An 11663-nucleotide genomic window follows, 5' to 3' on the forward strand; every position below is an offset into this window, starting at 1 on the left:
GCGGTGCTCGCGTCCTGGCTCGAGGAGCTCGGGCTCGCCGAGCAGCTCGCGCCGGCCGGGCTGCCGACCTACGTCCGCGACGGTGACCAGGTCCGGTGGCGCGACCCGCTCAGCGGCGAGCCCCTGGCCGACGACCGGCTGCTCGAGCTCGACGCCGCGCTGCGCTCGGTGGGGGACGACCCCGCCCACGGCGTGCCGGTGGAGCTGGTGCGGCTGCGCCGTGAGGGCCGGCTGCGCGCCGCCCTGCTCGACGGCGGCTGGCTCGACTACGCCGGCGTCGCCGCCCTGCGCGGCGTGTCGGAGAACGCCGCCCGGTTCGCGGTCCACAAGGCCGCCGAGCGACGCGCGCTCCTGCTCGTGCAGGAGCAGGGACGCACGCTCGTGCCGCGCTTCCAGCTCGACGAGCAGGGCGAGGTGCGCGCCGAGCTCCTCGCGGTGATCGAGCCGCTCATCGCCGCGAAGGTCGACCCGTGGCGCACCTGGATCTGGTTGACCTCGCCCGCCGCCCTGCTCGCCGGCGCCGTGCCCCACGAGCTGGCGCGCGACCCCGACGAGCAGCCGTTCGTCCAGCGGGCGGCCGTGGCCCTTGCCGAGCGGGCCCGCCCCACCCGTCGCTGACACGCCGAGCACGCCCCGCCGCACCCGGCGTACGCGCCGTGCAGCCCGGCGCAGCAGGCACGCGGCCCCCGACCTGGCGAGGTCGGGGGCCGCGTGCGCTGTGACGTGACGGCGGTCAGTCGGTGACGATCGCGATCCCCTCGACGCGCACCGGCTTGCCCTTGCTGGTCACGACGATGCGCAGCTTGCCCTTCTGCGGCTCGTCGAGGCGGAAGGTCCGCAGCGTGCTGTAGGCCTTCCTGCCCTTGAAGCTCACCGTGCCCAGCTTGTCCTTGCCGAGGTAGACCCGCGCCTCGCCGCCCTGGGGCAGCTTGCCGACCACCAGGACGATGCGCTGCGTGGACGGCACCCGGGTCACCAGCACCGCACCCTTCGACCGGGTGGTCAGGAAGTGGTTGGAGAACGCCCGGGCGTCCTTGACCCGCTTCCAGGTGCCGGTGCCCTTGCGGGCGAACGTGCTGTCGTTGCGCGGCACCGTGAAGGTGAGCACGGCGGGCGTCGGGTCAGCGACCCCTGCGGCGTTGACTGCCGCGACCGTCACCCGGTGGGTGCCGGCGCGGAAGGTGTCCGTGAGGCCCGAGGCGTCGCACGCCGCCGGCTCCTCGTCGACGGTGCAGGCGAACGTCGCCGGCGCCACGCTGGAGGTGTAGCCGATCTTCTGGCGACGCTTGACCACGACCGAGCCGTCAGCGGGACCGGAGGTGATCGTGGTCTCGGGAGCCGGGGTGGCCTTGAGGGCGAACGGCGCGGCGTTGACGGAGAAGAAGTAGTTGCCCACCGCCTCCACCTTGATGCGTACGGCGCTCGCGTCGACGTTGGGCATCGTGAAGCTCTCCGAGCCGTCGTTGGGCGTGGCCTCGGTGAGGACCGTGCCGAACGTCGCGCCGCCGTCGGTCGACACGCTGACCTTGACCTGCTTCGCGAGCCGGTCGGTGCCCTTGACGTCCCAGGTGACCGGGACCGTCGAGCCACCGGTGACGGTGCCGCCGGCGGCCTGCGAGGTGACGACGAACGGACCGGCGGTCTTGTCCACCGTCAGCGCGACGTCGTCCCAGGCGATGCCGCCACCGTTGGGGTAGCCGTCGCGGGCGGTGAGCCGGAAGCCCATCACCGCGTCGGTCCTGCCCCGGCTGCCGAGGTAGTCGGCGGTCGGGAGGAACTCGGAGTAGCAGTCGAGCAGGGAGTTCGGCAGCTGCCGGTTGGGCAGGCCGGCCGCGGACGGGCAGGACCCGGTGGCGGCGTTGGTGTTGCCGGCGAGCACCTGCGCCATGTCGGGGAAGACCCGGGTGAGGTTGCCGTCGGCGACGTTCTCACCGGGCGACGGCGACTTCAGCGAGTCCTCGGGGCTGACCACGGCGTCGTCACCGAACACGCGGAACAGCGGCCCGTAGACCTTCTTGTTGTCCGGGAGCGCGGTGCCGCTGCCGAAGTTGGTCTGCTCCCACAGGTAGGTGAGCGCGTCGCCGTCGGCGTCGGTGCCGGAGACGCCCGTGAGGGCGAAGGGGGTGCGGATCGGGATGGTCTTGTCGGCCGGCGCCTGGACCTCGGGGGCGGTGTTGTCGGCGACGTCCGGCGTGCCGGGCACCGAGATGCCGTTGAGCTGCGACGGGCCGCCCCGTGAGGTCTCTCCCACGAAGCCGCTCACGCCGCCCGGCTCGACGGTCAGCTGGTCCACGTCCTCGAGGACCGTGTCGGCGCCCGGGATGATCGACGGCTCGTCGTTGAAGATGACCTGGAAGCCGGTCGTGTCGGGCTCCGTGGGCGGCACGTAGTCGACCTCGTAGGAGTTGAACTGGTCGTAGCCCCACTGGGCGATGGAGACGTCGCGACCGGTGAGGTCCTCGATCGCGGCGTCAAGGCCGTCGGCGTCGTAGTCGGCGAACGGGATCGTGACGGTGTCGCCGTCGAAGCCCAGGACCAGGTCGTCGCCGGCGCCGAAGGCGTCGGTCAGCGAGACGGTCTGCACCTCGACGTTGTCGTAGGGGTTGCCCCGGTAGGCGTCGACCTCGTCGATGGTGCGGAACGAGAAGTAGGGGTCGGTGTGCGGCTGGAGGTCGTCCCTGCCGCAGATGCCGGCGTAGGCCATCACGGTCGACCCCGAGCCGGGCTCGACGGCGACGTCGGCGTCGGAGATGTTGCCGCCGCAGTTGCCCGTCGCGCCGTTGAAGGTGTGGTTGCCGGCGAACTGGTGACCGAGCTCGTGCGCGACGTAGTCGATGGCGAAGAAGTCGCCCTGGGGCTTGGGAAGGCCGGTGCAGCCACCGCCCTTGTAGTCGCCGCCGACGACGCCGAGGTAGGCGATTCCGCCGCCGTCGACGCCGAGCGCGATGTGGCCGACGTCGTAGTTGGAGGCGCCGATGAGCTGCCCGAGAACGGTGCGATTCTTGCCGAGGGTGGACACGTCGCAGAAGTCGAGCTCGCCGGGCACGTCGTCGCTGTCGTCGCCCGGCGTGCCGGCGTCGTCGTAGGGCTGGAAGCAGGGCGCCACGCCGCACGGGCCGTTGGCACCGGTGGCCTTGGCGTCGGTGTCGAGGTTGAGCTTGTCGGTGCCGTTGACCAGGCGCAGCTCGGTGGCCAGGTCGTCGTTGTAGATCTGGTTGACCCGGTTGATCAGGGTCACCTTCTCGGCCAGGACGTTGTCGGTGCCGAAGTAGGCGGCGTAGGACGGGTCGGACGTCAGCGCGAGGCGGAAGAAGTGCCGCTGGACCGGCTTGCCGGCACCGGCGTAGCGGTCCGCCGCGGCGGCCTCGACGGTGTCGCGGATCGCGGCCACCTCGCCCTCCGCGCGGCGCGCGGCCGGCGCGGGCAGCGCGTCGGAGCGGTAGCTCAGGTGCACGGTCGTGCCGCGCTGGTTGTAGGCCGGGTCGACGTACCAGTCGCCGCGACCGCCAGGAGTGCGCACGAAGGCGTGGAAGCCCATCGGCGTGATGTCGAGGGCGACGGTGGCCGAGGGGTCGGTGATGCCCCGACCCGACCAGGTGGAGATCTCCGGGTGCTGACCGGCCAGGCCGGACTCCATCCGCTGCGTGCGCTGGACGCGGAAGGACTGGAGGCGCCCGTCGGGGCCGGGGATCTCGACGACGGTCGAGCCGTCGCCGCCCGGGAGCTCGGCGCGCAGCGCGCCGAGGTCGACGCGGCTCGCGGCGTACTGCCGGGGCTCGACGCGGACCTTGCCCCCCGTCGGGGTGAAGGCGCGGAGCGCGGTGAAGGCCTGGTCGTCGGGGGCAGCGGAGGCCGTCGACGTCGAGAGAGCCGGCAGCACCCCCAGCCCCAGGACGGCCGCGGCGAGGACGGCGATGCGTCGGGTGCCGGATCTGGTCACGGTGTGTCTCCCCTGGTCGTGGTGGGGGGAGCCTAGGTCCGACCACCGACGGCGTCCACCGTCGTCGGGGTGTGACGCCTAGCGCGCGGTCGTGCGCAGGGTCGGCGCGAGGACCGCCAGGCCGAGGACCGGGAGCACGGCGAGCACGAGCAGCGCGCCCGGCATCCCGAGCGGTCCGCCGAGGCCCGCGACCACCGCTGAGCCGATGCTCCCGCCGATGAGGAACAGCAGGGTGGACACGCCCAGCGCGACGCCGCGCACGTCCTCGTGCACCGCGTCGCCGACGGCCGCGCTGAGCGCGGGCTGGCCGAGCCCGAAGGCGAAGGTGACCAGGATGATCGCCACCACGAGCACCGGGGCACTCGTCATACCGGCACCGAGGGCGGCGACCAGCAAGGCTCCGGACGCGACGACGCCCGCGATCGCGAGCGCGCGCGAGGGCCCGATCCGGTCGAGGAGCGGCCCGGTCACCTGCGGCACCGCCAGCGCGACCAGTGCGCTCGGCAGCATGGCCAGGCCGACCTGCCACGCCTCCCAGCCGTGGGAGAGGAGCACCGCCGGCAGCGCGATGAGCATGGCGAACCAGGACGCGGGGACCGCCGCGGCCGCGACGGCGCTGCGGATCACGGCGTCGTTGCGGACGACCTCGACCGGCAGGAAGCCGTCGGGACGGCGGCGTACGGACGCACGCACGGCAGGCACGCCCACGACCAGCAGCCCGGCCCCGAGTCCGGCCACGAGGAGCCCCGCCGAGGGGGACTGCACGACCAGGACCATCCCGGAGGCGGTGAGGGCGACGAGGACGGCGCCGACCACGTCGAGGCGGGCGCCGCTGCCCCCGGTGTGGAGCGCACGCCACAGGAACGGGACGACGAGCGCGCCCAGCACGGGCAGCGCCATCACCGCACGCCACCCGAACGCGTCCTCGACCAGCCCGCCGACGAGGGGCCCCAGGCACGACACCGCGGCCGCCGTGCCGGCGAGGCGGCCGAAGGCGAGGCCACGCACCGAGCCCTCGTAGCGGGCGGACAGGATCGCCACGCCGAGCGTCGGCACGGCCGCTGCCCCGGCGCCCTGCACGACGCGGGCGCCCAGGAGGACCTCGAAGGTCGGTGCGACCGCGGCCACGAGCGCACCGACCGACATCAGCACCAGCCCTGCGAGCAGCGGCCCGCGGACGCCGACGAGGTCGGAGATCCGACCGTAGAGGGCTGTGGTCACCGCCAGCATCAGGACGTAGAGGCTGATCGTCCACGCCGCCAAACCGGGTCCGACGCCGAGGTCCGGGCCGAGCAGCGGCAGGGTCACGGCCGCGCTCGAGGAGCCCATGCCGGCCAGCCCGAACAGCAGCCCGAGCAGCAGCGAGACCCGACGGGAGTCGTCGGCCTGCGCGGTGGTGGGTGGGGTGTGCGTCGTGGCGGTCATCAAGGACCGACAACCGGCAGCCGGACGGGGTTGTTCCCCCGCCGGCGTGTCCGGACCGTCAGCAGCCGAAGGCGCTGAACGTCATGTCGCCGAGGAAGACGCGGTGGTACTGGGTGCCGCCGGTGGCGTTCCAGTAGGTCAGCACGAGCGACTTCACGTCCGTGGTGGCGCCCGGGGCGGCCGTCGTGAAGTCGACCAACGTCTGGGCTCCGGCGGCGTTCTCGTTGACGTTGGAGTTGTCCGTGCGGCGCCAGGCGTCACCGTTGGCGCCGGTGCCCAGGATGCCGTCGTTGGTCGACCTGTAGGTCACGGCCGTCCCGGAGGCGTTCCGCCCGACGAGCTCGACCCGGTCGGAGTAGGCGGGCGAGGTGATGGTGTCGATGTCGGTGACGTAGAACTGGAGCCCGCGCACCGGTCGCGAGAACGTGATGACGACGTCCTGCCGGTTGTCGCGTCCGATCGTGCTCGACTGGTGGTAGAGCATCACGCCGCGCTCGCCCGGCCGCCCGCCGAGGCTGGTGACGACCGGGTCCGCCGTCGTGCCCGTTCCGGTGTTCGCCGGGACGGTGAGGTTGCGGGCCGGGTCGGGCACGTTGCCCGTCGAGGAGGACGTGCTGGCGAACGTCACGGTCAACGGCGTGGATCCGGCCGAGGACACGGTCGCGGTCGCGCTCCGCGCGCTCGCGCGGCTGTACGGCGTCGTCCCCCAGTCGAGGCGGAAGTCGTAGAGCGTCGCGCACGGCGAGGCCGCGAACGCCGGAGCCGTGGCCGCGACCGCCACGACCGGCACGCTCCAGGCCGCACCGCGCACGACGGTGCGACGGCTGGGGTTGACGAGGTCGGCCACGCAGATCACCTACCCGAGTAGAGGCGTCAGAGGACGTCTTTACCCTACGGGCAGGGATCCATGCGGTCGAACGGGCGCGTGGCGGGGAACTGGGTCAGACGGTGCAGGTCTCGGCCGCGCAAGTGACGTTCGAGACGAAGACCCCCTGCAGGCCGTTGCTGGTCAGGGTGCCGCTCTGGTCGTTCCAGTAGGTGATCGTGTACTCGGCTGCGGGCGCCGCACCGGTGTAGTCGAGGACCACGTTGCCGCCGCCCTCGCTGACCGGGTCCTGGTCCAGGTTGGTGGTCTTCGGGCTCCAGGGCGAAGCCTGCGTCCCCGATCCCTGCATGGCCCCGCCCAGCGTGAACTTGGGCGGAACCGGGCTGATCTCGATGCGGTCCTGGTACTGCCCGCTGTTCGAGTCGATGTCGGTGAGGGTGAACTTGAGGTCCCACACCGGGCGGTTGAACTTCAAGGTGATGACCTGGTTGTTGTTGCGACGAGGGGTGCCCAACGACGTGTCCCGGCATCGCTGCATGATCGTCAGACCGCGCTGGCCGAGCCCACCGATGTTCGCCGGCGACACATTGAGGTTCGAGTAGGTGCCGACGTTCTGCACGTTGGCCGACCCCGCCTGCATGCGGCCGTTGAAGGTGCTGAGCACGGTGAGCGTGAGGGCCGCGTTGCCAGTAGTACCGGTGCCGGAGGTCGTCGTGCGGTTGGCCGTGGCGACGTCGGTCGCACCGTCGTAGTCGAGGCTCCAGCGGACCTGGTAAGCGCCGTCCTTGCAGGTGGAGGAGGCGAAGGCGGGAGCCGTCGCGGCCATCGAGACCACGGGCACGCTCCAGGCGGCGCCACGGACGACGGTGCGTCGGGAGAGGCCGCTCGAGTCGCGCACGTCCAGCTCAGTCATGTTGTTCCCCACTGCAGTCGGCCAGCCCCCACGGCAGCCTGATGTCAGCAACGGTAGGTCGGTCAAGAACACGGTCCGGTAACACTTGGCCTCAGGAGGGTGCGGATTTCGTCGTTGTGAGCACTTTCAACGAAATTTTGCCGAAGCGAGCGAGGGCGGGGTCGTGCTCCTACGATGCCGACCATGTCCGGCGCACCGGTGGCCTCGTTGCTCGTCCTGCTCACGCTGTCGGACGTGCTCGCCGTGAGCGGGCTGGCCAAGCTCCGGACGCCTCTCGCCGTCGAGGACGCCTTCGTCGCACTCCGGGTCCCGACCCTGGTGCCGCGGCGCGCGGCTGCCCGGCTCCTGCCGTGGCTGGAGCTGGCCCTGGCGGCGCTGCTCCTGCTCTCCCCCGCCGGCCCGCTGGTCGCGGTCGGAGCCGTGGTGGTCGCGCTGATGGCGACGTACACCGTCCTCGTCGCGCGGGCGACCGGCTTCGAGGGCCCTGTCGACTGCGCCTGCTTCGGCAGCCTGGGCCAGCACCGCGTGGACAGCCGGACGGTCGCGCGCAACCTCCTGCTCCTCGCCCTCTCCGTGGTCGCGACCCTGGTCGCCCTCGACGGAGGTTCGGCGCCGGCGGCGGCCGGACGGCTCGGGTCGGACGGCTGGTGGACGCTCGCAGCCGCGGCAGCAGCCGTCGCCGTGGCGGTCCTCGTGGTCGGGGGCCGACCCGACGCCGAACCCGAGCGAGCGGGCGAACCGGTGCTGGAGTACGAACGCCAGCCGATCCCCTACGGCGTCCTCCGCATGCCGGACGGCACGACCGCCACCCTCGCCGAGCTCGCGTCGACGCAGGCACGCCTCCTGGTGGTCCTCAACACCCACTGCGGTCCGTGCCTGCGCACCGCCGAGAAGCTCGACGCGTGGGCCGCGCGACTCGCCCCGGCCGTCGGGCTCGTCGCGGTCTACGCCGAGGACGGTCTAACGACCACCCACGCCGACACCCTGTCGGCGGTGGAGCCCGACCGCAACGTCCGCCGGGTCTTCTCGGTCGGTGCACCCGGCGCTGTGCTGCTGGGTGCGGACGGACTGATGGCCGGGGGCCCGGTCGCGGGCGAGCGCGACGTCGAGCGCTTCGTCGACGACGTCGCGGAGCAGCTGGCGGAGGCTCCGCCGCTCGACCTCGACTGACCTCAGCGCACCGACGCAGCGGTCCGCGACCGCCGACGCAGGTCGGACCAGGCGACGTCCTTGAGCCGGAGGGCGGGGCGCTCGACGAGCGTCCACGAGGCGTAGGCGAGGACGTAGCTCACCGCGAGCGCGAGGACCATGTGGCCCACGAGCGGCAGGCCCGGCAGGAACCACTCGATCGTCACCTGGACCGGGAAGCCGTAGAGGTACACGCCGTAGGAGATGTCGGACCGGGGCGCCCAGGACGCGGGGACGGTCACGCCGAGCCAGAGCACGAGGTAGCACAGCGGGAGCGGCCAGAGCGACCTCTCCCAGCCCGCCATGTGGAGGACGACCAACGCGACGACGCTCAACGCAGCGAGTCGACCACTGACGGGCACCCGGTCACTGATGCCCTGCACGAGCATCCCCGCGACGAACATGCCGAGCAGCCACTGCCAGGCGTGGGGCTCGCTACCTCCCCACACGGTGAGGACGAGCAGGGCCACAGCGGGCGCCCCCACCGCGTGGCGTCGCGCCCACCCCGCGAGGAGGACCGCTGCGACGAGGTAGGCCAAGAGCTCGAACTCGAGCGACCACATCGATCCGACCCATGCGCCGTCGGCCACCGTCCCGCTGATGCCGAACACCATGTGCACCAGGTCGGCGTCGCGGACGAGGAACCCGACAACGACGCGGGGACTCCACTCGCCGCCCTTGAGCAACGACAGCGGGGCGAGCACGAACACCACCACGGCGAGGCACACCCACGCAGCGGGGAAGATGCGCAGGCCGCGGTGCCAGAAGAACCTGCCGATCGACAGGCGCAGGCGGGAACGGGCGACGAGGAACCCCGAGAGGCAGAAGAACGCGCTGACGGCCCAGCGGCCGAACGGCGGCTCCCCGCCCCAGAGGTCGCCGAAGCGGCCGATGGGCCAGGTGTGCGACACGATCACGAAGGACGCCAGGACGAGGCGGACGAGGTTGAGGGCGTTCGGCCGCGCCACCACCGCGTCTCTCAGGTTCACCAGAGGACCCTACGATCGGCGGAGGTCGTCTGTCCGGCGAAATCCGTCACCGGGCAGCGCGGCGGAGCACGACCTCCATCGGGTCGTCCTCGTCCATCAGCACGGTGACGATGGAGTCGCCGGTCGAGTGCTGGTGGTCCGACCACTCGAGGCCCAGGCCGTCGGCGGCGAAGCGCGCCTCCGGGTCGTCGCCCATGTAAGCCCGCCCGCCCTGGCCCGCCAGGTAGGACGTGCCGCCGACCATGAGGACCTGCTCGACGAGCCGCTCGGTCGCGGCCTCGACGGGCGGCTCGGTGACCACCAGCGGCGTCGTGATGCCGAGCATGTCGCGCACCACCTCGATCATCGCGATGTTGACCTCGTCGAGCATCCGTCCCCGGCAGGACAGGATGCCGTCGACGAGCTCCACCCCGCGGGTGGAGAAGTGGCGTGCCCCGGCGTAACGACCGCGGATGACGTCGGCGATCCGCTGCTGCCACCCCTCGGCGACCTCGATGGTGTTGATCGGCACGAGCGCCGGCTTGCCGACCAGCTGGTGGGAGCACCACGCGTCGCGCATCTTCACCCGCCGCTGGTAGCCGTGCTTTTGGAACTGGTCGTGGACGGAGAGCACGAACCGGTCGCAGGTCGCCATCTTGAACCAGAAGCCGGAGTACGGCAGGAGGTCGGGCTGGTGGATCGTGACCTTCACCGGCGCACCTGCCGCACCAGGGCGTACTGCTCGGCGAACGGCACCTTGCGCATGTGGCCCACGGTCGCGGCGATCTCCTTGATCGAGTTCATCGGGTGAGCGCCGCCGGGGTTCTCCGAGACGTACGCCGCGCAGGCTGCGGCCTTGAGGTCGGCCTGCTCCTCGGTCAGCGCCTCGAAGACGTTCCACCTGAGGTCGGAGGGGTAGAGGTTCACGTCGTAGACCGCGATGTCGTAGACCAGCACCGTGTTCGGCACCCAGTGCCCTGGGGACATCGACAGGCGGGCCGAGCGCATGCCGGCCTCGTAGACACCGATGTGGTCCTGGTGCAGCGACGGGAACGGCAGGTAGACCTCGTGGGGCTGCACCTCGGCCATCACCTCGTCCAGCCGCCCCACCAGCTCGCTCATGTGCTGCTGCGTCGTGCCGTCGCGGTAGTCCAGGCAGCGGGTGTCCCGCACGCCCAGGAGCTCCATGGCGCGCGCGTGCTCGGCACGGCGCTGCTCACCGCTCTCGGTCACCACGAGGACCGTGGCGTCCTCAGGATGCTTGGCGAGCAGGCCCCCGCACCCCAGGGACTCGTCGTCCATGTGGGGTGCGATCACCAGTCTCCGCATGCGGTTCCTCCGTGCTGTCGTGCCGCGGCCTCCCTGCGGCGCGGCGTCGTGTCTGCTCCTGATCAGTAGGTGCGCCCCCGCGCGCGCAGCACGTCGTGCCTGAGCTCGCGGCGGACCGACACCTTCCTGCCCCCCGCACGGGCCGCGACGTTCCACAGGACGTTCACCAGAGCGGTGCCCCAGAGCATCGCACGCAGCCTGCGTGCGTAGCCGTGCCGCTCGGCGTAGACCCAGCGAGCCTGCAACGACCACCCGTCAGCGCGAAGGGGATCGGTCGACCCTCCACCGACGTGCGCCATCTCGACCGACCTGAACAGCAGGGACGGCACACCTGCGGCTCGTAGTCGGCGCTGGAGATCCACGTCCTCGCCGTACATGAAGAAGTGCTCGTCGAGCCCCCCGATGCTGCGGATCACCGGCGTGGGGACCATGAAGGCCGCACCGCTGACCCAGTCGCACGGCGTCGGGCCCTCCGTGGCCACAGCCCGTGACTCGAGCAGCCAGCGGCGCACACGAGGGATCCGGGTGAGGTGCGGGACGGGCCGTGACAACGAGACCGCGGTCCGTAGCGGGCTCGGCCACCGGTGTCGCGACTCCTCCCACCGTCCGTCCACCGTGGTGATGGCCGGAGCCGCCAGGCAGGGTTGGTGAGGACGAGCGGCCTCCACCAGGTCGGCGACTGCCCTGTCACGCAGCTGCATGTCGCTGTTGAGCACCAGGCAGAGCGCGCCGCGGGCCTCGGCGAGACCGGAGTTGACGTTGGCGGCGAAACCGCCGTTCACGTCGCGACGAACCAGCCTCACGCCGTCGGGGACGACGATCGGTTCGGGTGACGCATCGTCGGCCACCACGACCTCCAGGTCGACGTCACGCTGGGCGAGAAGTTGCGCGCAGACGTCGAGCGTGGGCCCGGGAGCGCCGTAGTGCGGCACCACGACGGTGACCTCGGGTGTGGTGCTGCCATGAACCTCTGTCGTCATCCGGCGACGCCGACGAGGTCAACGGAGAGGGCCACGTCGAACATGCGCGCAGTCTAGACTCGCCGCCGACCGGCCACCCCCGAACTCGACCAGA

At 71.8% G+C, this 11663-nt stretch carries 10 protein-coding genes; 2 read left to right on the forward strand and 8 right to left on the reverse strand.

Features of this window, described 5'->3' with window-relative positions:
* On the forward strand, window positions 1–618 hold a 618-nt coding region (locus ACFFJG_RS06955), incomplete at its 5' end, for a hypothetical protein (protein WP_378517872.1).
* 115 nt (window positions 619–733) lie between these two features.
* Here ACFFJG_RS06955 and ACFFJG_RS06960 read toward each other — a convergent pair.
* The 4 genes from ACFFJG_RS06960 to ACFFJG_RS06975 all read right to left on the reverse strand — a co-directional run bounded on the left by ACFFJG_RS06960 (window position 734) and on the right by ACFFJG_RS06975 (window position 7104).
* Window positions 734–3940: a reprolysin-like metallopeptidase gene (locus ACFFJG_RS06960; protein ID WP_378517873.1), complete on the reverse strand. Its 3207-nt coding sequence runs from the start codon at window positions 3938–3940 to the stop codon at window positions 734–736.
* Window positions 3941–4018: 78 nt separating this feature from the next.
* Window positions 4019–5365, reverse strand: a complete 1347-nt coding sequence (locus ACFFJG_RS06965) for an MFS transporter (protein WP_378517874.1) — start codon at window positions 5363–5365, stop codon at window positions 4019–4021.
* Between the two features lie 58 nt (window positions 5366–5423).
* The gene (locus tag ACFFJG_RS06970; RefSeq protein ID WP_378517875.1) at window positions 5424–6212 is read right to left on the reverse strand and encodes a hypothetical protein; all 789 of its coding nucleotides are present in this window, start codon (window positions 6210–6212) and stop codon (window positions 5424–5426) included.
* A 94-nt stretch (window positions 6213–6306) separates the two neighbouring features.
* Entirely contained in the window at window positions 6307–7104 is a 798-nt protein-coding gene (locus ACFFJG_RS06975) for a hypothetical protein (protein WP_378517876.1), read from the reverse strand.
* A 183-nt stretch (window positions 7105–7287) separates the two neighbouring features.
* Here ACFFJG_RS06975 and ACFFJG_RS06980 point away from each other — a divergent pair, with 183 nt between their 5' ends.
* The gene (locus tag ACFFJG_RS06980) at window positions 7288–8274 is read left to right on the forward strand and encodes a TlpA family protein disulfide reductase (RefSeq protein WP_378517877.1); all 987 of its coding nucleotides are present in this window, start codon (window positions 7288–7290) and stop codon (window positions 8272–8274) included.
* A gap of 2 nt (window positions 8275–8276) precedes the next feature.
* On the opposite strand, the gene ACFFJG_RS06985 is transcribed toward ACFFJG_RS06980, so the two are convergent.
* From ACFFJG_RS06985 to ACFFJG_RS07000, 4 genes are all read right to left on the reverse strand, one after another.
* Window positions 8277–9281, reverse strand: coding sequence for an acyltransferase family protein (locus ACFFJG_RS06985; protein WP_378517878.1), 1005 nt, complete (start codon window positions 9279–9281; stop codon window positions 8277–8279).
* Between the two features lie 46 nt (window positions 9282–9327).
* The gene (locus tag ACFFJG_RS06990) at window positions 9328–9972 is read right to left on the reverse strand and encodes a WbqC family protein (RefSeq protein WP_378517879.1); all 645 of its coding nucleotides are present in this window, start codon (window positions 9970–9972) and stop codon (window positions 9328–9330) included.
* Window positions 9969–10589, reverse strand: coding sequence for a PIG-L deacetylase family protein (locus ACFFJG_RS06995; protein ID WP_378517880.1), 621 nt, complete (start codon window positions 10587–10589; stop codon window positions 9969–9971). The genes ACFFJG_RS06990 and ACFFJG_RS06995 overlap by 4 nt, the downstream gene beginning before the upstream one ends.
* A gap of 62 nt (window positions 10590–10651) precedes the next feature.
* A complete protein-coding gene (locus ACFFJG_RS07000; protein WP_378517881.1) occupies window positions 10652–11569 on the reverse strand; it encodes a glycosyltransferase family 2 protein in 918 nt (305 codons plus the stop codon).
* Window positions 11570–11663: the final 94 nt, after the last annotated feature.

This window comes from Nocardioides zeicaulis, from assembly GCF_042432345.1.
GTDB lineage: Bacteria > Actinomycetota > Actinomycetes > Propionibacteriales > Nocardioidaceae > Nocardioides > Nocardioides zeicaulis.

What these genes read in the sequence shown, in the direction of transcription:
- ACFFJG_RS06965 (WP_378517874.1), bottom strand. Translation starts at nt 5,365, where the DNA reads ATGACCGCCACGACGCACACCCCACCCACCACCGCGCAGGCCGACGAC.
- ACFFJG_RS06975 (WP_378517876.1), bottom strand. Translation starts at nt 7,104, where the DNA reads ATGACTGAGCTGGACGTGCGCGACTCGAGCGGCCTCTCCCGACGCACC.
- ACFFJG_RS06980 (WP_378517877.1), top strand. Translation starts at nt 7,288, where the DNA reads ATGTCCGGCGCACCGGTGGCCTCGTTGCTCGTCCTGCTCACGCTGTCG.
- ACFFJG_RS06995 (WP_378517880.1), bottom strand. Translation starts at nt 10,589, where the DNA reads ATGCGGAGACTGGTGATCGCACCCCACATGGACGACGAGTCCCTGGGG.
- ACFFJG_RS07000 (WP_378517881.1), bottom strand. Translation starts at nt 11,569, where the DNA reads ATGACGACAGAGGTTCATGGCAGCACCACACCCGAGGTCACCGTCGTG.